Annotated in this window: 17 protein-coding genes and 1 tRNA gene; 5 read left to right on the forward strand and 13 right to left on the reverse strand. The window is 65.6% G+C overall.

Going from position 1 to position 21,027, the window contains the following annotated elements; all coding sequences use genetic code 11:
• Positions 1–258: 258 nt before the first annotated feature.
• Positions 259–867 carry an SRPBCC domain-containing protein gene (locus QMA10_RS04320; protein ID WP_290166448.1) on the forward strand — a complete coding sequence of 203 codons (609 nt, stop codon included), beginning with the start codon at positions 259–261 and terminating at the stop codon, positions 865–867.
• Between the two features lie 209 nt (positions 868–1,076).
• Positions 1,077–3,719, forward strand: coding sequence for an ATP-dependent chaperone ClpB (gene clpB, locus QMA10_RS04325; protein WP_290166449.1), 2,643 nt, complete (start codon positions 1,077–1,079; stop codon positions 3,717–3,719).
• A 14-nt stretch (positions 3,720–3,733) separates the two neighbouring features.
• Here clpB and QMA10_RS04330 read toward each other — a convergent pair whose 3' ends face one another.
• Positions 3,734–4,873: a septum formation family protein gene (locus tag QMA10_RS04330; protein ID WP_290166451.1), complete on the reverse strand. Its 1,140-nt coding sequence runs from the start codon at positions 4,871–4,873 to the stop codon at positions 3,734–3,736.
• Positions 4,874–5,150: 277 nt separating this feature from the next.
• Between QMA10_RS04330 and QMA10_RS04335 the strand changes: the two genes are divergently transcribed.
• Positions 5,151–5,387, forward strand: a complete 237-nt coding sequence (locus QMA10_RS04335; RefSeq protein WP_104102792.1) for a DUF3073 domain-containing protein — start codon at positions 5,151–5,153, stop codon at positions 5,385–5,387.
• A gap of 190 nt (positions 5,388–5,577) precedes the next feature.
• Here the strand turns inward: QMA10_RS04335 and purM are convergent, their stop codons facing one another.
• From purM to QMA10_RS04365, 6 genes are all read right to left on the reverse strand, one after another.
• Complete coding sequence (gene purM, locus QMA10_RS04340) at positions 5,578–6,693, reverse strand: phosphoribosylformylglycinamidine cyclo-ligase (protein WP_290166453.1); 1,116 nt, start codon at positions 6,691–6,693, stop codon at positions 5,578–5,580.
• Positions 6,690–8,258: an amidophosphoribosyltransferase gene (purF, locus tag QMA10_RS04345; RefSeq protein WP_290166455.1), complete on the reverse strand. Its 1,569-nt coding sequence runs from the start codon at positions 8,256–8,258 to the stop codon at positions 6,690–6,692. The genes purM and purF overlap by 4 nt, the downstream gene beginning before the upstream one ends.
• Positions 8,259–8,329: 71 nt before the next feature.
• On the reverse strand, positions 8,330–8,617 hold the full coding sequence (locus QMA10_RS04350) for a hypothetical protein (protein WP_290166457.1): 288 nt from the start codon (positions 8,615–8,617) through the stop codon (positions 8,330–8,332).
• A gap of 25 nt (positions 8,618–8,642) precedes the next feature.
• Positions 8,643–9,023, reverse strand: coding sequence for a sterol carrier family protein (locus tag QMA10_RS04355; protein ID WP_290166459.1), 381 nt, complete (start codon positions 9,021–9,023; stop codon positions 8,643–8,645).
• A gap of 20 nt (positions 9,024–9,043) precedes the next feature.
• On the reverse strand, positions 9,044–10,066 hold the full coding sequence (locus tag QMA10_RS04360) for an asparaginase (RefSeq protein ID WP_290166460.1): 1,023 nt from the start codon (positions 10,064–10,066) through the stop codon (positions 9,044–9,046).
• Positions 10,067–10,070: 4 nt separating this feature from the next.
• Positions 10,071–11,804: a molybdopterin-dependent oxidoreductase gene (locus QMA10_RS04365; protein ID WP_290166461.1), complete on the reverse strand. Its 1,734-nt coding sequence runs from the start codon at positions 11,802–11,804 to the stop codon at positions 10,071–10,073.
• A 143-nt stretch (positions 11,805–11,947) separates the two neighbouring features.
• Here QMA10_RS04365 and purD point away from each other — a divergent pair, with 143 nt between their 5' ends.
• Together purD and QMA10_RS04375 are read left to right on the forward strand one after the other, a co-directional pair.
• Entirely contained in the window at positions 11,948–13,270 is a 1,323-nt protein-coding gene (gene purD / locus QMA10_RS04370; RefSeq protein ID WP_290166462.1) for a phosphoribosylamine--glycine ligase, read from the forward strand.
• Positions 13,267–14,160 carry a phosphoribosylaminoimidazolesuccinocarboxamide synthase gene (locus QMA10_RS04375; protein ID WP_290166463.1) on the forward strand — a complete coding sequence of 298 codons (894 nt, stop codon included), beginning with the start codon at positions 13,267–13,269 and terminating at the stop codon, positions 14,158–14,160. Before purD ends, QMA10_RS04375 begins: the two co-directional genes overlap by 4 nt.
• Before the next feature lie 21 nt (positions 14,161–14,181).
• Here QMA10_RS04375 and QMA10_RS04380 read toward each other — a convergent pair whose 3' ends face one another.
• The 6 genes from QMA10_RS04380 to QMA10_RS04405 form a co-directional block, all read right to left on the reverse strand.
• A complete protein-coding gene (locus QMA10_RS04380) occupies positions 14,182–14,820 on the reverse strand; it encodes a dihydrofolate reductase family protein (protein ID WP_290166465.1) in 639 nt (212 codons plus the stop codon).
• Between the two features lie 59 nt (positions 14,821–14,879).
• Complete coding sequence (locus QMA10_RS04385) at positions 14,880–15,386, reverse strand: hypothetical protein (RefSeq protein WP_290166466.1); 507 nt, start codon at positions 15,384–15,386, stop codon at positions 14,880–14,882.
• 132 nt (positions 15,387–15,518) lie between these two features.
• Positions 15,519–15,595 (reverse strand) — tRNA-Pro (locus QMA10_RS04390).
• An 86-nt stretch (positions 15,596–15,681) separates the two neighbouring features.
• Complete coding sequence (locus tag QMA10_RS04395; RefSeq protein WP_290166467.1) at positions 15,682–17,541, reverse strand: ABC transporter ATP-binding protein; 1,860 nt, start codon at positions 17,539–17,541, stop codon at positions 15,682–15,684.
• Positions 17,538–19,415 (reverse strand): ABC transporter ATP-binding protein, encoded by a 1,878-nt coding sequence (locus tag QMA10_RS04400; protein WP_290166468.1) that lies wholly within the window; start codon positions 19,413–19,415, stop codon positions 17,538–17,540. The genes QMA10_RS04395 and QMA10_RS04400 overlap by 4 nt, the downstream gene beginning before the upstream one ends.
• A 568-nt stretch (positions 19,416–19,983) precedes the next feature.
• Entirely contained in the window at positions 19,984–20,916 is a 933-nt protein-coding gene (locus tag QMA10_RS04405; RefSeq protein ID WP_290166469.1) for a metallophosphoesterase, read from the reverse strand.
• Positions 20,917–21,027 lie beyond the last annotated feature (111 nt).

Genomic DNA, 21,027 nt, shown 5'->3' on the forward strand with positions numbered 1-21,027 from the left:
CAGGGGAGACAATTTGAACCTATCAAACCCCTGATCAGAGCCACTATTTCTATGGCTTTCTTCACAGCGGCGTAACCCTCCGGCAACGCCGGGAACCCTGTGCACAGTAGTTTTTCCCTGCTACGGTTTTGGAAAACCGGCGCTTCGCGGACCGGTCGCAAGCCCGCTTCAGCGATTTGGCGCCATGGCTTTTCCTCCGCTGCCGGCCGTTGGATGAGCCGGAGTTCGGGCCGGTTGTTCTACGGAGGAGTAGAAGTTATGCCTGAACCGTATGCCTCGGCTGCCCCCACCGAACGCACTTTTGGCAGGCGGCAAATCCAAGCCGGTCACGCGCTCATGATGGTTCTCGGCAGGACCATTGACCATCCCATCGGAGAAGTGTGGGCGGCCCTGACGGACCCGGATGCTCTGGAGCAGTACGTGGGCCGGCCCGAGGGGGATTTGCGCCGGGGCGGGAATTACGAACTGCCCGACGGCACCAGGGGCGCTATCCTGCGGTGTGATCCGCCCCGGCTGCTGACGGTCTCCTTCACCCGGCCGGGCGGTCGAACAGCCGAACTGGAAATACACCTCGCTGCCGAGGACTCGCAGACCCGCATTGAGCTGAAGTACGCATCGGTGCGCAGCGGTTTTTTCCTCATCGACTCGGAGTCCGGGGAATGGGCGGCGGGACCCGGCTGGGAATTCTTCCTCGATCACGTCACCGGTTATCTCGGCGGCGAGGTGTTCGAGGAAACCATGGGCGTGATCGGCTGGACCTCGCTGGAAGGGGAGCAGCTGCGGCTGTACCGGGAACGAAACGCCGAGTGGGCACGGACTAAAGAGGAGTGGGACCAGGAGCACGAAGCCGTTCCCGGCCTCTCATGAAACGGGGCCGTGCGCAATCCGGCGTGCGCCTTCTCAATTTTTCGCTTCCCCTGCGTGCAACCGGGCGCAATTGTCGTGCAAACGCCGGCAATGAACTATACAATTCAAGTTGAGTCGAATTGACTCAACTTTGTTGCGTCCGGTGGGATGACCTTTCTGGGACTCGCTCCGGGAGCTGGAATTCAGTTTGAGCTTGGAAGGAACCCGTAGTGGACACCAAATTCACCAACAAGAGCCAAGAGGCGCTGCAGGCAGCGGCCATGAATGCTGCCACGGCGGGCAACCCCCAGATCGAGCCCGCCCACCTCCTGAAGGCACTGATGGACCAGCGGCAGGGAGTTGCCGTGGCCCTGTTGAAGGCGGCTGGGGCCAGCGCGGATACTGTCAGCGCCGCAGCTTCCAATGCGATCCACTCACTGCCCTCGTCTTCGGGTTCTTCCGTGGCCCAGCCGCAGTTCTCGCGTTCCATGCTGCAGGTCATCAACGCGGCGCAGCAGGAAGCTGAACAACTGGGTGACGCGTATGTGTCCACCGAGCACCTGCTGCTCGGACTGTCCCTGGACAGCGGGCCGGCCGGCAAGGCGCTGCGGGACAACGGAGCCGGCCACGATGCTTTGCAGGCAGCCCTTCCATCTGTACGAGGAGACCGAAAAGTGACCAATGCTGATCCGGAAAACACCTTCCAGGCGCTGGAGAAATTCAGCACCGACCTCACCGAGATGGCACGCAGCGGCAAACTCGATCCCGTGATCGGGAGGGACTCTGAAATCCGCCGCGTCATCCAGGTGCTGAGCCGCCGGACCAAGAACAACCCTGTGCTGATCGGGGAGCCCGGCGTCGGTAAGACCGCCGTCGTTGAAGGATTGGCCCAGCGGATTGTGGCAGGCGATGTCCCGGAGAGCCTCAACGGCAAGACCCTGCTCTCCCTGGACCTGGGGTCCATGGTGGCCGGAGCAAAATACCGCGGCGAGTTCGAGGAGCGCTTCAAAGCGGTGCTGGAGGAGATCTCCAACGCCGAAGGCGAGATTGTCACGTTCATTGACGAGCTGCACACCGTGGTGGGGGCCGGGGCTGCCGAAGGCTCCATGGATGCCGGGAATATGCTCAAGCCCATGCTGGCACGGGGGGAGCTCCGCTTGATCGGAGCCACCACCCTGGATGAATACCGGGAGAACATTGAAAAGGACGCCGCACTGGAGCGGCGTTTCCAGCAGGTTTATGTGGGGGAGCCCAGCGTTCCCGACACCATCGGAATCCTGCGCGGGCTGAAGGAACGCTACGAGGCACACCACAAGGTGGCCATTGCCGATGCCGCCCTGGTGGCCGCGGCTACGCTGTCCAACCGGTACATCACGGGCCGTCAGCTCCCGGACAAGGCTATCGACCTGGTGGACGAAGCCGCGTCACGGCTGCGGATGGAGATCGACTCCGCCCCGGAAGAGATTGACGAGCTGCGGCGTGCCGTGGACCGGCTGACCATGGAGGAACTGGCGCTGGCCAATGAAACGGATGAAGCCTCTGTGGAACGGCTGGCAGTGCTCCGCGAAGACATGGCTAATAAGAAGGAAGAGCTCGCCGCCCTGAACGCCCGCTGGGAAGCGGAAAAGGCGGGCCTGAACCGCGTGGGTGATCTCAAGGCACAAATCGATGAGCTGCGCAGCGAGGCGGAAAAATTCCAGCGCGACGGCGACCTCACTGAAGCGTCAAGGATCCTATACGGGGAGATTCCTGCCCTGCAGAAGGAACTGGAAGCTGCCCAGCAGGCGGAGGAAAGCAACTTCGGTGAGGAAACCCGTGAACTGATGGTCTCGGAGGAAGTCACAGCGGATGACATTGCCGAGGTTGTTTCTGCCTGGACCGGTGTTCCGGCCGGCCGGATGCTTCAGGGCGAATCACAAAAGCTCCTGGACATGGAAGCCAACATCGGGTCCCGCCTGATTGGCCAAACCAAGGCCGTCAGCGCCGTCTCGGATGCGGTCCGCCGGTCCCGTGCCGGCGTCAGCGACCCGGACCGGCCCACCGGTTCCTTCCTCTTCCTGGGACCCACCGGCGTGGGCAAGACCGAGCTCGCCAAGGCGCTTGCCGAGTTCCTGTTCGATGACGAGCGTGCCATGGTGCGCATCGACATGAGCGAGTACTCGGAAAAGCATGCCGTTTCCCGGCTGGTGGGTGCTCCTCCCGGATACGTGGGATACGAGGAAGGCGGCCAGCTGACGGAAGCGGTCCGCCGGCGGCCGTACTCCGTGATCCTGCTGGACGAGGTGGAAAAGGCCCATCCGGAGGTCTTTGACATTCTGCTCCAGGTGCTCGACGACGGCCGGCTCACCGACGGGCAGGGCCGCACCGTGGACTTCCGCAACGTCATTCTGATCCTGACGTCCAACCTCGGCTCCCAGTTCCTGGTGGATCCGGGCCTGACGGAAGACCAGAAGCGTGAGTCCGTCATGTCCATGGTCAACGCCAACTTCAAGCCGGAATTCCTGAACCGGCTGGACGACGTCATCCTGTTTGATCCGCTGAGCCTGGAGGACCTGTCCAAGATCGTGGACATCCAGGTGCAGGCACTGGCGAAGCGGCTGCATGAACGCCGCCTGGTCCTGGACGTCACCGACGCAGCACGCGAATGGCTGGCACTGACCGGGTACGACCCGGCCTACGGTGCCCGCCCGCTGCGCCGGCTGGTGCAGCGTGAAATCGGCGACAAGCTGGCGCGCGGCATCCTTGCCGGCAGGATCAGCGACGGCGACACCGTGCTCGTGGACCGCCCGGAGGGCAACGTGAGCGTAGACGGCGAGGAACTGGTGACGGAAGAGCCGGCGGGATTGACGGTGGAGGCCGTCAGGGCGGCCTGAGCCGCATCAGCCAACTAGTCGGCAAGCAGTGAGGCTGTCAGGTCCGCTTCTCCGCTGGAAACCACAAAGCAGTCGATGCGGCGGTCGCCCTCGTCCCACGACTCGCGGGTGGGAATGACCTTGTTCTCCTGAAGCTCCAAATCAGGGGAATCGGTCACCTCCTCGGAGTAGCGGACCTGGGAGCATATTTCGGTGGCCCGTTCCGAGAGTGCCTCGGTGCCGGGGAACTCACCGTTATCCGGGTAGGTGTCGGCGGCAACCAGCTGGGCGTTGTGCGGAGTCTCGCAGGTGACCACCGTGGCAGGTTCATTGACTCCGGTGAAATCGGTAAGGCAGGCACCGGCATCCAGCTCAATGGGGGCAACGTCCTCTTCCAGCACCCCCGGTTCCTTATCCGAACCCAGGACCACGGTGAAGAACAGCACCACCAGGACGGCGAGCACCCCCAGTATCCCAATGATGATCAGGGTGCGCCGGGCAGTTCCACTGGCGGGCGGCTCGTCTGAACCGGATGTTGCAGCGGTGCTGCGGGGCTCTGTTCCGCCGCGGCGGGAACGGCGGGTATCCGAAGCCAGTGCAGGAGCCTCCGGGCCTGCAGCTTCGCCCGCGGACGGAGGCACCTCCGTGCCTCCGTCCGGGCGGGGAGTTTCAGCCGTCTTTGACGCATCGTCGGCGGCCCCGCTGCCGGTCACGGGGTCAGCCTCGATTGCAGCCGTGTGGCCCGCGGCGGCGGGGTGGTTGGCTGCCGGGTCGGTGAGGACAGCCGCATCCGCAGCTTCGGCCTCCACTGCCTTAACCTCGGCGGCGGCGTCGTTGAGCGAGGCAGCGTCCGCCGCATCGGAGCTGATGTCCGGGCTGCTCAGGGAAGGCTCTTCCAGGGTGACATCGTCCGGGTCGGTCAGCTCCGGTTCTTCAGCGGCCAACGCGCCGTCCGGCCCGGCTTCGGTGCCGTCGAATTCGTCGGACCACACCCGGGTGTCGTGTCCGCTGTCCCCCGACAGCCACTGCGGTGCCTCGGCGTGGGCTTCCAGGTCCGGCAGTCCGGGTGATGCAGCGGGCGCAGCTCCGGCCCCATCAGCGGTCGGCTTCACCGGGGATGCTCCCGAAACGGGAGAGGAACCTGTCCCTGGCGGCGTGCTCTTTTTATCGCTCATGGTGAACGTCAGTCCTCCCTGTAGGCGGCCCGGAAGGGGCCCCAAAACTGTCTCTACCCCTGACTTTACCCAGTGTGGCTGCGGTCGTGCAGGATGAGGGGCGCAGGGGGCCGTGAGCAATCCGGGGTCTCGGAGTGCCACATAGGGCGAGGCGGGGCACATGACGGCCCGAAAACATGTAACCTGTACTTACGACAAATTGACCAAATATTCCGGGGCCTCGCTCATCTTGCTCAGAGTGACCACCTCCGGATCGACGCAAAAAGGGGGTCACGCCATGGGGCGCGGCCGTCAAAAGGCAAAAGCAACCAAGCAGGCCCGGGAAATGAAGTACTTCACCCCGGCCACGGACTACTCGGCACTGCAGCGTGAGCTTGCGGGACCAACGAGCCGTCCATCGAGTCGATATCCCGAGGAACCGGCCGAGCCGGATTACTCGGCGTACGAAGACAAGTACGCGGATCAATTTGGCGACGATGACGACGATGAAGGTACTTCCCGCCGCACCGGCTAAAGCGGCACACTTCAAAGCGTCGGCCAATTGCTATCCTTCAGCGGATTCACCCTCGGGTGGATCCGCTGAAGGCCGTTAAAGCGTGTCCGCGGCGGAGTTCTCTTCCCGCCCCGGCAACCCAACGCAAAGGGCGCTCATCGAAGCCGATGAGCGCCCTTGTTTGTGAGGACCCTTATTGAAGGGCGGCCGGTCAGCCCGCGTAGTTACCTACCAGACGGACGGCGCCGCCGTCGACGCCCTTCGCGCCCTGGACGTAGTCGGGTCCTGCCTGCGCCGGGCCTGCGGCACCCACGGTGCCCATGGCCCAGGCCGGGACGCCGCGCTCGGCGAGCCGGGCAAGAGCTGCGTCCGCCCCTGCCGCGTCCACGATGGCCACCATGCCCACGCCGAGGTTCAGGGTGCGTTCCAGATCGGACTGCGGCACATTGCCCAGTTCACCCACCAGCTTGAAGATGGGCGGCAGCTCCCAGGTGGAGCGGTCCACCGTCGCTTCGAGGCCCTTGGGCAGCACCCGTGCCAGGTTGGCGGCGAGGCCGCCGCCGGTGACATGGCTGAACCCGTGGACGCCGGCAGCTTCCAGCCGGGCCAGGTCCAGGCAGTCAGCGGCATAAACGCGGGTGGGTTCCAGCAGTTCCTCACCGAGTGTCCGGCCGAACTCGCTGACCTGGCGCTCCAGCTGCCAGCCGGCACGGTTGATGACGCTGCGGACCAGCGAGTAGCCGTTGGAGTGAAGGCCCGAGGAAGCCATGCCGATCACCACGTCACCGTCACGGACGCGTTCGGGGCCCAGCAGGTTGGCGGCCTCCACCACGCCGGTGGCCGCGCCGGCGACGTCGTACTCATGTTCGCCCAGCAGGCCGGGATGCTCAGCGGTTTCGCCGCCCACCAGGGCAGTGCCCGCTACCTCGCACGCTGCGGCGATGCCCCGGACAATATCGGCGATACGCTCCGGCACAACCTTGCCGCAGGCAATGTAATCCGTCATGAACAGCGGCTCGGCGCCGACGACGACGATGTCATCCACCACCATGCCCACCAGGTCGAAACCGATGGTGTCGTGGATGTCCATTGCCTGGGCAATGGCAACCTTGGTGCCGACGCCGTCGGTGGATGTTGCCAGCAGCGGCTTGTTGTAGGTCAGGAGACGGGATACGTCGTAGAGACCGGCGAAACCGCCCACTCCGCCCAGGACGGAGGAATTATGGGTAGCCTTCACGGCTGCCTTCATCAATTCAACGGCTTTGTCTCCGGCTTCAACGTCCACGCCCGCTGAGGCATAGGTGATGGCGGTCTCGGACGAGCTCATACGGCTTCCTTCTTATCGGATTCGGTGAGGAGGTTCTCATATTCGGCGTCGGGGCCGGGGTCGCAGCCGTTCGAGCCGTCATCAGCTGCGGGGTTGGCCGGTGCCGCGGGCTCCAGCAGGGACTTGCCCAGCTTGTCCGCCGACGGCAGCTCAATGGGATACACACCTGTGAAGCAGGCGGTGCACAGGCGCTCCCGGGGCTGCTGGGTGGCTCCGATCATGCCGTTCTCGGAGATGTAGGCCAGGCTGTCGGCTCCGATGGACGCGGAGATTTCATCCACGGCCGCACCGTTGGCGATCAGCTCGGCCCGGGAAGCGAAGTCGATCCCGTAGAAACAGGGCCATTGAACGGGCGGGGAGGAAATCTTGACGTGCACTTCCTTGGCACCGACTTCGCGCAGCATCCGCACAATGGCCCGCTGGGTGTTGCCGCGCACAATGCTGTCGTCGACCACCACAACCCGCTTACCCCGGATGACGGATTCCAGCGCGTTGAGCTTGAGCTTGATGCCCAGCTGGCGCAGGGTCTGGCTGGGCTGGATGAAGGTGCGGCCCACGTAGGAATTCTTGACGAATCCGTGGGCGAAAGGGACACCGGATTCTTCGGCGTATCCGACGGCGGCCGGGGTTCCGGACTCCGGTACGGGAATAACAATATCCGCCTCGACCGGGAACTCGCGGGCGAGCTGGCGGCCCATTTCCACCCGGCTCTCGTAGACCGAGCGTCCGTTGATGACGGCGTCGGGCCGGGCGAGGTAGACGTACTCGAAAACGCAGCCGGCCGGGGTGGGCTCGCCGAACTGAGTGCTCCGCACACCGTTTTCATCGATCGCAATGAACTCGCCGGGCTTGATTTCGCGGATGAAGCTGGCACCCACAGTGGCCAGGGCGGAGCCTTCCGAGGCTACAACCCAGCCGCGGTTCAGCCGTCCGAGGACCAGGGGGCGCACCCCGTAGGTGTCACGGGCGGCATACAGGGTGCCTTCATCCATGAAGACGAAGGAGAATGCGCCGCGCAGTTTGGGCAGCAGCTCCAGCGCTGTTTCCTCGAGGGAGCGGCCGTCTGAACCGTTAAGCAGTGCCGTGACCAGGGCAGTGTCCGAGGTGTTGCCCTGGGCGATCTCGCCGGAGCGGGGACGCCCCCCGCGTTCAACGATCATCTCGTAGAGCTCAGCGGAGTTGGTCAGGTTGCCGTTGTGGGCCAGCGCCACTGTGCCGCTGGCGGTTGCGCCGAGGGTGGGCTGGGCGTTGGCCCAGTGCGAGGCGCCGGTAGTTGAGTAGCGGCAGTGTCCCACCGCTATGTGACCGCCGAGGGTGTTCAGCGTTGTCTCGTCAAAGACCTGGGAAACCAGGCCCATGTCCTTGTAGACGCTGATTCTTGTACCGTCACTGGTTGCAATGCCGGCGGATTCCTGTCCGCGGTGCTGCAGTGCGTAGAGCCCGTAATAGGTAAGTTTTGCTACCTCTTCGCCGGGGGCCCAGACTCCGAAAACTCCGCAGGCATCCTGCGGACCTTTCTCGCCGGGCATGAGATCGTGGGAAAGCTTTCCATCACCGCGTGCCATGGGATAAGTCTCTCACGCCGCGGGGAAAGCCCGACCTTCGTGCGCAACCATTACGGCCGGGACCGGAAGGGCTAGTCTTCATCCCGTTCGACGACGGCGCGGCGGGTTTTGCGGACACTGATCCAGTCCAGGAGCAGCACAACCAGGGCTCCCAGCGCGACGCCGGGGATGGCGAAGACGATGGTGAAGAAACCCAGTGTTGCTTCACGTGTGTAGGTGGGGTTTTCCGGCCCGAGATAGGCGACCAGCAGCGCGGCGATGAAGCCGGCAACCACGCCCAGCATGAGGAAGGGGACAAAGCGGGGAGCGCGGCGGACGGTAATCTCACGGCGTTCAGGGTTGTGCTGCTGGGAATCCATACGGAAATTCTACCGGCAGTAGAGGTTATTGGCCTGCACGGAACAGCGGCAGCCACTCGGAGAGATTGGCCCGCAGTCCCGACGCCGCCACTTTGCCGGCCTGGACGGACTCATCCCAGGACTGCTGCCCGGAGACCATGCCCAGCCAGGTGGCGGCGTCGGTTTCGATCACGTTGGGCGGGGTGCCGCGGGTGTGCCGGGGGCCGGCGACGCACTGGGTGACGCCGAACGGCGGCACCCGTACCTCTACGCTGTTGCCCGGCGCGCGCTCCGCCAGTTCTTCCAGCGAATAGCGGACGGCCGTGGCCAGGGTGTTCCGGTCAGCCTTCGTCCCGGCCGCTGCGGCTGTCAGGGCGGCGCGCAGCGCAGCTTCGCCCCCGGCAGCCGGGACCCGTCGTCGTGCCATGGTTTGTCCCGCCGGTCCGCTCAGGAATCCAGCAGGGCGGAATCCAGCAGCGCCGTCACGGGTGCGCCGAGGCGGATGCTGCCCACCGGTTCGCCGCCGCCCAGAACGGGACGGACAATCTTGTCCAGCACCGCGCTGATCTTGCCGGGATCCACGGCGCCGCTGGCAGCGAGCAGGGTCAGGCCCACCAGGGACGCTGCCCGGGTGTCGCCGTCGAGCATCTTCAGGGCCACCGACACTCCCGTGTCGGTGCCCAGGACCAGGACGCCCTCGGCGCCGTTCTTGGAGATGATGCCGAGGTCTTCCATCACCACGGTGTTTTCACGGCCGTGGCCGTGAACCGCCCAGGGGTAGTCAAGCATGGCGGTGGCAACCGTGGCTGCCCGGGCATTGCCGTGTTTGCCGGACGGTGCCTTGGCGAGGCGGCCAATGCCGCGTGCCAGCCCGGTCAGGGAGACGGCGGCCAGCGGCGCACCGCAGCCGTCGGTTCCCCAGTGGCTGACGCTTTCGCCGGTGAATTCCTCGATGACTTCGGCGATGCGCTGCTGCAGCGGATGCTGCGGGTCCAGATACGTGGCATGGTCCCAGTTGTTTTCGGTGCAGGCCCAGAGGAAAGCGGCGTGCTTGCCGGAGCAGTTGAAGGCCAGTTTGTTCTTGCCCTTGCCGGCACGGATCAGCGCGTGGCGGGCGGCCTCGTCCTGCGGCCAGTCTTCGGGGCACTGCAGGTGGTCCTCGGTGACGCCGGCGGCAGCCAGCATGGTCTTCACAACGTCCATGTGCTCCTGGGACCCGGTGTGGCTGGCGGCGGCCAAGGCCACCTGCGGCCCGCGCAGCGGAACACCGGACTGCATGGCGGCCACGGCCTGGAACGGCTTCAGCGTGGAGCGCGGAAAGACGGGGGTGGTGATGTCGCCGAGGGCAGTGACAACGGTTCCGTCTGCAGCCATGACCACGGCGGAACCGATATGGCGGGACTCGATGAAACCGCTGCGTTCCACAACGGCAAGTTCAACGGCATCGGACGCGGTAAAAGTGGCAGGCATGTTTCTATTCCACCATGAACTGAACGGACTGCCAGCCGGAGGCTCCGTCCGGAACCGTGTCGGCCCGCGCCTCGGTCTGGACGCCGTCCTGCGGGTCGGTGGCCCGGGCCCGGACCGTATGATTTCCGGGGGAGAGTGCGTCGGTGCGGTAGGAAAACTGGCGCCAGGTGTCCACCGACGCCTCGGCGGCGAGCAGAGCCGGCTTCCAGTCACCGTTGTCGATGGAGATCTCCACGCCGGTGATGCCGCGCTGCTGGGACCAGGCGGTGCCGCCCACGTCCACGGGGCCGGCCGGCACCCGGGCAAACGACGCCGGAACTTCCACCCGGGCCATGGTTTTCACCGGCGCTTTCTCAGCCCATCCGCGGTCCGTCCAATAGGCGGTCTGCGCGTCGAAACGGGTGACCTCCATGTCGATGATCCATTTGGTGGCGGAAACGAATCCGTACAGCCCTGGCACCACCATCCGCACCGGATAACCGTGCACCGGCGGCAGCGGTTCATCGTTCATGCCCACGGCCAGCAGGGCGTCACGGTCATCCTGCAGCACTTCCAGGGGAGTGGACGCGCTGAATCCGTCGATGCTGGTGGAGAGCACCATGTCCGCGTCAGCGGTCGGGCGTGCCCGGGCCAGCAGTTCACGCACGGGAAGCCCGAGCCATTTGGCGGTGCCGGCGAGGTCGCCGCCGAGCGGATTGGAGACACAGGTCAGGGTCAGGTGGCGTTCCACCAGGTCCGCGTCCAGCAGCTCGGCAAAGTTGATCCGGATCTCTTCCTCCACCATGCCGTGGATCCGCAGTTCCCAGGTTTCAGCGTCAATTTCCGGGACGCTCAGGGCAGTGTCGATCCGGTAGAAGTCCGCGTTGGCGGTCAGCCACGGGGTTACTCCGGGCACCGGCGACTGCAGTCCCGCGGGCAGAGCGGGCGCGGTCTGCGCGGCGGCCGGAAGTTTCAACGCCGCCCGGAAGGACGCGGTGGTGTTCCGGGCCGAGGCGATGGCCCGGCCGCCGGCTGCTGCTGCGCCTGCGGCAAGCGCGGTGATTCCGGCGGCAGCGAAGAAACCGCGCCGGGTCGGGCGCTGTAAGAGCGGGGCGGGGGACCGGCCGCCGATGACGGCCCCGGCACTGCCATCGTTCCCACCGTCCCCCGCCCGGTTTGAGGCGGCAACGGGTGCCCTTGCGGCGCTCTGCGCCGGGCGGGGAGTGTTGCCGGGCTGCGGCTGGACCGCAGGCGATTCAGGGGATGCGGCGGGCCCGGAAACGGGAATACGCCGAATCAGGCCGCGGAGCACAGCAATTCCGACGGCGGTACCCAGCACCGTGGGAACGGCATCAAGCGGCGCGGCGCCTGCGCGGGTCAGCACGCAGGCCACGATCACTGTTCCCATGACGACGACGGCGGCCACTCCCAGGGCCCAGCGCCGGCGCGCCAGCACTCCCGCGCAGGCCGCCAGCACCGCAATGGTCAGGCCCATGCCCGCAAAGAGCACAGCCTTGTCATTGGTGCCGAAGGTTTCCACCGCAAAGTTCTTCAGCCACAGGGGGGTGAAGTCAATGAAGGTGGAACCCAGCGCAATCAGCGGCCGGGCACTGGCCGTGAAGAACGCTCCGGCCAGTTCAGCGGCGGCCAGCACGGTGCCGGCGGCAAGAATGCCCGCCAGTGCGGCGTACAGGGCGGGGTGCCGGGTCCTGCCCAAATTCCGGGTCCTGCGGGCGGAGTACTTCGGAGAGGCGGTCATGGACTCTATTCGCAGCCGAAGGCTGCAGGTATGGGTTGCCGGCGGCAGCACGTGCCTGCCCGGCGGGGGCGGCTCCGTCACGGGCCCGTCATAAGAGCCCCGTTCTTTCGGCTGCCGGAGCCCAGCCAGTACTCTGAACTACTGTGAAGGTTCTCGTTGTTGGCCCCGGCGGCCGCGAACATGCCCTTGTCCGATCCCTGCTGGCCGATCCCTACGTTCGCGAGGTGCACGCAGCCCCCGGCAACGCGGGCATGGCGCAGCTGGTTCCGGTCCACGAGCTCAACGCCAGTGACCCTGCGGAGGTGACCGAACTGGCCCGCAGCCTCGGATCCGACCTCGTGGTCATTGGCCCCGAAGCTCCGCTTGCCGCGGGAGTGGCCGATGCCCTCCGGGAGGCCGGCATCCCCGTTTTCGGCCCGTCCAAGGCTGCGGCGCAGCTGGAGGCATCCAAGGCGTTCGCCAAACAGGTCATGGCTGCTGCCGGAGTTCCCACCGCCATGGCACGCGTGGCGTCCACCGCGGAGGAAGCGGCCGATGCCCTGGACACGTTCGGGGCTCCTTACGTGGTGAAGGATGACGGTCTCGCCGCCGGAAAGGGCGTTGTTGTTACGTCCAACCGCGACGAGGCTTTGGCCCACGCGCAGGCGTGCTTCGATGTGGGCGGCACCGTGGTCATTGAGGAATTCCTGGACGGTCCGGAGGTATCCCTCTTTGTCATCTCTGACGGCCGCAACGTTGTACCGCTGGCGCCTGCCCAGGACTTCAAACGCATTTACGACGGCGACGACGGCCCCAACACCGGCGGGATGGGCGCCTATTCACCGCTGCCCTGGGCGCCGGCAGACCTTGTTGAGGACGTTATCCGCCGGGTGGCACAGCCCGCGATCGATGAGATGGCGGCACGCGGCATCCCCTTCGTCGGGGTCCTGTACTGCGGGCTGGCGCTCACCTCACGCGGCATGCGCGTCATTGAGTTCAACGCACGCTTCGGTGACCCGGAAACCCAGGCGGTGCTGGCCCGGCTGAAGACCCCGGTGGGCGGACTGCTGATGGCCGCCGCCAAGGGTGAACTGGACGCCATGGAACAGCTTAAATGGGATCCCCGCACAGCCGTTGCCGTGGTGGTGGCTGCCGCCAACTATCCGGATGCCCCCCGCACGGGTGACCGGATCCGCGGGCTGAAGAAGGCAGAAAAGATCGACGGGGTGCACGTGCTGCACGCCGGCACCGCGCTCAACGGGGACGGCAAGGTTGTTTCCGCCGGGGGGCGGGTGCTCGCCGTCGTCGCCCTCGGTGAGGACCTGCGGGCTGCCCGGGACCTGGCCTATGCGGGCGTGGAGAGCGTCAGGCTGGAAGGGTCCCAGCACCGCACCGACATTGCGCTGAAGGCATTGCACGGTGAAGTAATTGTTCCTGCGGGCTCCCGGTCCGCGGCCGGCCGCGACACTGACGGAGAACTTGCATGAGCGCCCCCGAACTGGCCGGCTGGACCCACGTCTACTCCGGAAAGGTCCGCGACCTGTATGTGCCCGCGGATTTGTCCGCACCGGGAGCAGGGGAGAAGGTCCTGGTGGTGGCCAGTGACCGGATTAGTGCCTTTGACCATGTGCTGAGCTCAGAGATTCCGGATAAGGGCCGGATCCTGACCCAGCTCAGCCTGTGGTGGTTCGAGCAGCTTGGCGTGCCCAACCATGTCATTTCCGCGGACGACGGCGTGCCCGCCGAGGTGGCCGGCCGGGCGATGATCTGCAAAAAGCTGGAGATGTACCCGGTGGAATGCATCGCCCGCGGCTACCTCACCGGCACCGGTCTGACCGAATACCGGCAGTCGCAGACCGTGTGCGATGTGCCGCTGCCGGCCGGGCTGGTGGACGGTTCCCGGCTGGAGCCGGCCATCTTTACGCCGTCGGCCAAGGCCGAGGTGGGAGAGCACGACGAGAACATCAACTACGACGCCGTCGTGAAGCTGGTCGGAGACCCGACGGCGCGGGCGCTGCGTTCGCTGACGCTGGACATCTACACCGCAGCCGAGGCCATCGCCCGGGACCGCGGCATCATCCTGGCGGACACCAAGGTGGAGTTCGGACTGGACCCGGCCACCGGCGAAGTCACCCTGGGCGATGAAGTGCTGACGCCGGACTCCTCCCGGTTCTGGGACGCATCGCTGTATGAGCCGGGCCGTGCCCAGCCGTCCTTCGACAAGCAGTACGTCCGGGACTGGCTGACCTCGCCGGAATCCGGCTGGGACAAGGCATCGGACACGCGGCCGCCTGCGCTGCCCGCAGACGTTGTCGAGCGCACCCGCGCCCGTTACGTTGAGGCTTATGAGCGGCTGACCGGGCGGAGCTTCGTCTAGGTTCGGTGCGGTGCCAAGGCTTCAGCGTGAAAAAGTCAGGTGCGTGACGCCGCTTTCCGCCGTTTCAGCGCTGACGCGGTAACCGTCCTCGAGGCCGCGCAGGCCTTCCCACAGACTGGTGCCGCGGCCCAGCAGGATGGGCGTGATGCCCACGTGCAGGCGGTCCACCAGCCCGGCAGCCAGGAACGATTTGACCACGGTGGGACCGCCGCCAATCCGGACGTCACCGCCGGCGGCTGCATCGACGGCCCGTTCCAGTGCTTCCTCCGGTGACGCGTCGAGGAACTCAAACTGTGTTCCGTCAGGCATATCGATGGGTGCACGGGCGGTGTGGGTGAGAATGAACACCGGGTAGCGGAACGGGGTTTCATCGCCCCACCAGCCCTGCCAGGAGGGGTCATCGGGAAAGCTGTGCAGCCCGAACATACCCGCGCCCATGATCTCGGCGCCGATGCCCTCGAAGTACTCGGCGGCGTATCTGTCATCCACACCGGTGGTGCCGCCTTCGGCCTCATGCATGACGCGTTCCCGGAATGTTCTGGTGGCGACGTACGGGGCCACCAGCCGGGACCAGTCCTGGCCGAACGGGTCCTGGGGCGTCTGGTCCGTGGTGGTGGCGAACCCGTCCAGGGAAATATTGAGATCTGCACGTACAGCCATGGAAACCTCTTGGGGAGCTGACCGGCGGTACGTTGAGTTTAACGGCAGCGGCGGGCACATCAAAGGGTTCCCGGGGAATGTCCGTCCCGCAGCCGGACCACGCATTCCTTGCCCGTGGGTTCGCCGTCGAGGGTAAAAACCAGCGTGAGTACGGAGGCGTTCCGCGGCGGGGCTGGAAAGTGGAACCAGGAGGCGTCCCACTCGCTTCCGGTCCCCGAAACACTCCCTCCGATCCACCGATAGCCGGTTCCCGGATCGTCAGTGACGCGGGCGCGTACCCGCTCCAGCACAGCTACGCCCGGCAGCGGCGGATAGTGGCCGGCTTTAGTGGTCCCGAGTTCCCTGCGGCGTGCCATCCACGCGGCTTCGTCCCGGCTATGCTGCTGGTTCCTTTCCAGGACGTCACGGCCGTTGACGCCCTCCAGCATGATCTGAATACAGGTGTCGCCGTCAGGCGAGGCGCTGGGCGGCTGCTGCGCCGCAACATCGATGCCGGCAAAACGGACGCTGACGCCGTCGCTCACGCCAATAATCAGGTCACCCGGGGCTGCCGTGATGGTTGTCATGTGCACCACGGTAACGGCTTGAAGGCACAGCGGCCATGAGGGTCCTGATGTGGATGAAGCGGCCGTTGGGGTGATGACGGGTCTATCCGGGCAATAAAAAAGAGCCTGTCGAATGACAGACTCTTCTTTATTTGGTCGGGGTGACAGGATTTGAACCTGCGACCTCGTCGTCCCGAACGACGCGCGCTACCAAGCTGCGCCACACCCCGTAACCACTGCTTGTTTGCCGGGTTTCCCCGCCGCTGAAGCAACTTTACAAGTGTAGACGATCACCGTGGATTCCGCGAAACCGGCGTTACACGAGGGACTCCTGCCAGGCGGCCTGCAGCTTGGCGAACCGGCCGGTGCCGCCGGTGAGCTCGGCGGGAGTGCCGTCCTCCACCACTTCACCGGCGTGCATGACCAGCACCCGGTCGGCGATCTCCACGGTGGACAGCCGGTGCGCAATGATCAATGCCGTCCGGTTGCCCAGCAGGGTTTTCAGCCCGTGCTGGACCAGGCGTTCGCTGGGGATGTCCAGCGAGGAGGTGGCCTCGTCCAGGATCAGCACCGCAGGATCGGCCAGGAAAGCCCTGGCAAAGCTGATCAGCTGCCGCTGGCCGGCCGAGACCCGGCCGCCGCGTTTGTTCACGTCCGTGTCATAGCCCTCCGGCAGAGCTTCAATGAACTCATGCGCGCCCACCGCCTTGGCCGAGGCAATGATCTCTTCCCGGGTGGCTTCGGGCTTGCCCAAGGCAATGTTGTCCGCCACGGAGCCGCTGAACAGGAACGCCTCCTGAGTCACCATGACGACGGCGCGGCGCAGGTCCCGCTGGGTCAGGCTCCGCAGGTCCACGCCGTCCAGCAGCACCGATCCTTGGGACGGATCGTAGAAGCGGGCGATCAGCTTGGCGAGGGTGGACTTGCCGGCGCCGGTCTGTCCCACGAGTGCCACGGTTTGGCCGGCGGGAATGTGCAGGTCCATCTGCGGCAGAATCACGGGACCGTCGCCGTAACGGAACTCCACGCCGTCAAACCGGATGTCACCGGAGGCACGCTTCAGTTCCACCGGGTGTTTCGGCGGACGGACCGTGGGCACCTCCTCCAGCAGGCCGGAGACTTTTTCCAGGGCCGCGGAGGCGGACTGGAAAGAGTTGTAAAACATGGCCATCTGGTCCACGGGCTGGAAGAAGCGCTTGGAATACAGCAGCAGTGCCAGCAGGGCACCCACCTCCAGGCCGCCGTCGAGCACCCGGAAGCCGCCTGCCAGCAGAACCACCGCCACCGTGGCGTTGCCAATGAGCACCAGCCCGGGCTGGAAGACCCCGTTGAGGTTGATGGAGCGCACGGTGGCAACCCGGTAATCCTCGGCCAGCTCGTCGTACTTCCCAGCGTTCACCTTTTCGCGGCGGAAGGCTTTCACGGCCCTGATCCCGGTCATGGTTTCGATGAAGTGCACAATCAGCTTGGCGGAGGTGACCCGGGAAGCCCGGTAAGCCAGCTGGGAGCGCTTCTGGTACCAGCGGGTCAGCAGGTACATGGGCACAAACGCCGCCAGCATCAGCAGCCCCGTCCGCCAGTCCAGCAGGAAGATGCTGACTGCCGTGAACAGCATGTACATCGCGCCGGAGGCCAGGGAGCTGACGCCGGAGTCCAGGAGCTCACGCAGGGCTTCCAAATCGGAGGTCTGCCGCGAAATGATGCGCCCGGAGGTGTACTTTTCGTGGAATTCCAGGCTGAGGCGCTGAGTATGGCGGAAGACCCGCAGCCGCAGGTCCAGCAGCATGGCCTGGCTCAGCAGGGCGGTGGCGCGGACATAAGCGGCGGTGAGGCCGGCAGCCAGAAGGGCGGCCAGCAGATAAGCCACCCCCGAAAGGATCAGGGGCAGGGTGTTGCCGGCCTGCAGGTACGGCAGGGCATGGTCAATGCCGTAGGCGATGATGGCGGGCCCGGCCACGCGGGCGGCCTGGGAGAAGACCACCAGCAGCACCGTGCCGATGAACCTCCCGCGGTTGGGGCGGATCAGGGAGCCCAGCAGCGCCAGTGAGCGGCGGCGGACGGCCTGGTTCTCTTCCTTGCCCAGGTGGACGGCGTCCTCGCCTGCGGTGCCCAGCCGGGCGGTGGCATCATAGGCCGGGTCGGCACCCTTGCCGCGGCGGGCCGTGAAGCGGCTCATCGGATAATCTCCTCGTCGTCCAGGCGCGGTGCTTCAAGGGCTCCTGCGGCCTCGTCAGCCTCTTCCGCTGGCCGCGGACCATCCTCCAGCGGGCTGTCCAGATCTTCGGGATCCGCGGGCAGGCTGGCAATGACATACCGGTAGTGGTCGTTGCCGGCCAGGAGTTCGGCGTGCGTGCCGACAGCGCTGATGCGTCCGTCTTCCATCAGGGCCACCCGGTCGGCTAGGGACACGGTGGACGGGCGGTGAGCCACCACCAGCGTGGTGGTGTCCGCCAGCACCTCCCGGAGCCGTCCTTCCACCAGTTCCTCGGTGCGCACGTCCAGGGCCGAAAGCGGATCGTCCATGATCAGCACTGTGGGCCGTGCAGCGATCGCCCGGGCCAGGGCCACACGCTGGCGCTGCCCGCCGGACAGGCTCAACCCCTCCTCGCCGATGAGCGTATCCGTGCCTTCGGGCAGTGAGTAGACGAAGTCGGCCTGGGCCACGTCCAGGGCCTGGGCCAGCAGCTGATCGGCTTCGGCGGCGCTTGCCGGTTGGGCCCCCAGGAGCACATTGTCGCGAACGGAACTGGAGAACAGGGTGGTGTCTTCGAAGGCCACCGCCACAATGGTGCGCAGTTCTTCCAAGTCCAGCTGGCGCAGGTCGGTGCCGTCAATCCGGATGGAACCGGCGGTGACGTCAAACAGCCGGGGAACCAGCTGCAGCAGGGTGGATTTTCCGCTGCCGGTCACTCCCACCAGGGCCATGGTTTCGCCGGGACGCAGGCACAGGCTCACGCCGTCGAGCAGGTTGCGCGTGCCGTCCTTTGTGTCCGGGTAGGAGAAATGGACGTCATCAAACACCAGCTCTCCGCGGACATCGGTGAGGTGCACCGGCCGGGGCGGGTTTTGAATGGAGGACTGCGCGTCCATCACTTCGTAATGCCGGTCGATGGCCGTTTTTGCCGTGAGCGTCATGGACAGCAGCGGACCCACGGCCTCCACAGGTCCGGCGACCACGGCGGCGGTGGCAAAGAACGCTACCAGGGCTCCGATGCTGAGACTGCCGTCCGCTACGGAAATAATTCCTGCAATCAGGGCAACGGCGAGGGCAGCTTCGGGCAGCAGCGTCACCACGAGGGAGAACTTGGCCAGCGAGTTTGCCTTCGACACCTCGGTTTCACGCAGCTCCCGGGCCTGCTCCTCGAAAGAGTCCAGGGCCTCGCGGCTGCGGCCGAAGGCTTTCAGGACGCGGATGCCGTGGACGGATTCCTCCACTGTGGTGGCCAGGTCTCCCGTTTGGTCCTGGCTCTGGCGGGAGACCTGCCGGTAGAACCGGTTGAAGCGGTACCCGTACACCGCAATCGGTACGGCGGCCGCGATGAAGATCAGCGCCAGCACCCAGCTGGTGAGGAGCATGATGGTGAAGCCCACCACCACGGTCAGCGCCGTGACCACCAGCATGATGGCGCCGAACGCCATCCAGCGGCGGACCAGGTTCAGGTCGCTCATAGCCCGCGAGAGCAGCTGTCCGCTGCCCCAGCGGTCATGGAAGGAGACGGAGAGGTCCTGCAGGTGCCGGTAGAACGAGGTGCGCATCCGGGTTTCCACGGTGGTGGCCGGCGCAATCACGAACTGGCGGCGCAGGGCAATGAACGTTGCTTCCAGGATGCCCAAACCCAGGACGACGCCGGCCGCTCCCCAGACAGCCGCCGTGGATCCGCCGGGGGACAGGGAGGTGTTGATCAGGACCCGGAAGACCTGGGGAATCGCCAGCGCCATGAGGCTGGCGCCGAGGGCACAGAACAACCCGCAGATCAGGCGGGGGAGGATGGGCCGCAGATGCGGGTAGAGCCGTGCAAGGGATTGCCACAGGGTTGTCTGCGCAGGCATGGAACCTTCTTGAGCGGGTGGAGGGTGCTGCAACAAGCAGAGTGTCCCTTTGAGGGCTCAATCCTAAGCCCGCCTACAGCGGAGAATCGATGGGCGTCCGGAGTTTGGCCGTCCGGGGCGGATAAGCGGGGACAACGCGAAACACTGCGGGCACCAACTGTACGAGTTCTGCGGCATGCATCCGCCGAGAGTACGGATCACGCCGCATCCATCCGCCGAGAGTACACATCACGCTGCTGGTCTCCGCCGAGTGTGCACGTCATGCTGCTAGGCGGCGTCGAGAAGGGCGTCGTCGGTACGCTCGGCGGGGAGAAACGGCACGAGCTCGACACTCGATCACGCGCATGCCCGACATCCGGCCTGCACACCGGACGGTCACGGCTTGGGTGAGAACGCCGTCGTTGTCACAGGGGCCGTCCCCATACAGCTGTCGAAAGTACGGATCCTGTGGCTTACGCCCGTCGAGTGTGCACTTCGTGCGGCTTCACGGCCCTGGGAAGAGCGTTATCTGTACGCTCGGTGGGATGAAAGCGGCGGGATCGAAGCGGCAGGACAGGGAAGGAAGGACCTAGGACCGCGGGGTCAGGGTCAGCAGGACAGCCTCGGGGCGGCAGGCGAACCGGACGGGCGCGAAACGCGAGGTCCCGATGCCGGCCGAAACGTTCATCGGAACTTTCCGTCCGTTGTGCTCCCAGAGAGCCAGGCCCTTGGCCAGACGGGTTGGCAGGTCGCAGTTGCTGACCAGTGCACCGTAGAACGGGATGCATACCTGTCCGCCGTGCGTATGACCGGCCAGAATCAGCTCGGCACCGCCGTCGGTGAAGTAGTTGAGCACCCGCTGGTAGGGAGCATGGGCAACTCCCACCCGCAGAGACGGACGCCCGGCGCCGGAACCCGCGTCGGGGAACCCGGGGTACACGTCGCGGTCCAGATGAGGATCATCCACCCCGGAGAAGTCGAAGCGGACACCGCCCAGCTCCATGGAATCCCTGCGGTTGGTCAGGCCGGCCCAGCCGGCATCCTCGAAGGCACCGAACAGTTCGCCGAAGGGCAGCGCCGGCGGTTCCTTGGTGATTTTCGAGGGGCCGGTGAAGTACGTCAGCGGGTTCTTGGCCCGCGGACCGTAGTAGTCGTTGGAACCGGGAACGTATACGCCCGGGAAGCGCAGCAGCGGCTTGAGTGCTTCCAGCAGGGGCGGAACAGCTTCCAGATGGCTCAGGTTGTCGCCGGTGTTGACCACCAGATCCGGTTCGAGCTCGGCCAGGGACTGCAGCCAGCGGACCTTGATGTTCTGGTTGGGCACAAAGTGGATGTCCGAGAGATGCAGGACGCGCAGGGGTTTGCTCCCCGGAGGCAGGACAGCCACGGTCTCTTCGCGCACACCGAACAGATTCCGCTCAATCAGCGAGGCATATGCCAGGGCCGCCGCACCGGCACCGGCCGTGCCGCCGGCAACCCAGGCGGCGGTACGCAGGGTGGAACTAAGCGAAGGAGCAGTCACGGTCAGTCGTCGTCGTTCTTGTCGTCGTCCTGGTTGTTGTTCTCGTTGTCGTTGTTGCTGTTGTTGTTCTTATTCTGCTCGTTGGAGGGGGCGGGCCGGGGCGGCGCTGTT

The organism is Arthrobacter sp. APC 3897 (assembly GCF_030407495.1).
Taxonomy (GTDB): domain Bacteria; phylum Actinomycetota; class Actinomycetes; order Actinomycetales; family Micrococcaceae; genus Arthrobacter_B.

Excerpts from the sequence above, each read along its gene's own strand:
- QMA10_RS04320 (WP_290166448.1), top strand. The coding sequence starts at position 259 with ATGCCTGAACCGTATGCCTCGGCTGCCCCCACCGAACGCACTTTTGGC.
- QMA10_RS04330 (WP_290166451.1), bottom strand. The coding sequence starts at position 4,873 with ATGAGCGATAAAAAGAGCACGCCGCCAGGGACAGGTTCCTCTCCCGTT.
- QMA10_RS04360 (WP_290166460.1), bottom strand. The coding sequence starts at position 10,066 with ATGCCTGCCACTTTTACCGCGTCCGATGCCGTTGAACTTGCCGTTGTG.
- QMA10_RS04365 (WP_290166461.1), bottom strand. The coding sequence starts at position 11,804 with ATGACCGCCTCTCCGAAGTACTCCGCCCGCAGGACCCGGAATTTGGGC.
- QMA10_RS04355 (WP_290166459.1), bottom strand. The coding sequence starts at position 9,023 with ATGGCACGACGACGGGTCCCGGCTGCCGGGGGCGAAGCTGCGCTGCGC.
- QMA10_RS04375 (WP_290166463.1), top strand. The coding sequence starts at position 13,267 with ATGAGCGCCCCCGAACTGGCCGGCTGGACCCACGTCTACTCCGGAAAG.
- purM (WP_290166453.1), bottom strand. The coding sequence starts at position 6,693 with ATGAGCTCGTCCGAGACCGCCATCACCTATGCCTCAGCGGGCGTGGAC.
- QMA10_RS04335 (WP_104102792.1), top strand. The coding sequence starts at position 5,151 with ATGGGGCGCGGCCGTCAAAAGGCAAAAGCAACCAAGCAGGCCCGGGAA.
- QMA10_RS04385 (WP_290166466.1), bottom strand. The coding sequence starts at position 15,386 with ATGACAACCATCACGGCAGCCCCGGGTGACCTGATTATTGGCGTGAGC.
- QMA10_RS04400 (WP_290166468.1), bottom strand. The coding sequence starts at position 19,415 with ATGCCTGCGCAGACAACCCTGTGGCAATCCCTTGCACGGCTCTACCCG.
- QMA10_RS04380 (WP_290166465.1), bottom strand. The coding sequence starts at position 14,820 with ATGGCTGTACGTGCAGATCTCAATATTTCCCTGGACGGGTTCGCCACC.
- purF (WP_290166455.1), bottom strand. The coding sequence starts at position 8,258 with ATGGCACGCGGTGATGGAAAGCTTTCCCACGATCTCATGCCCGGCGAG.
- QMA10_RS04350 (WP_290166457.1), bottom strand. The coding sequence starts at position 8,617 with ATGGATTCCCAGCAGCACAACCCTGAACGCCGTGAGATTACCGTCCGC.
- QMA10_RS04395 (WP_290166467.1), bottom strand. The coding sequence starts at position 17,541 with ATGAGCCGCTTCACGGCCCGCCGCGGCAAGGGTGCCGACCCGGCCTAT.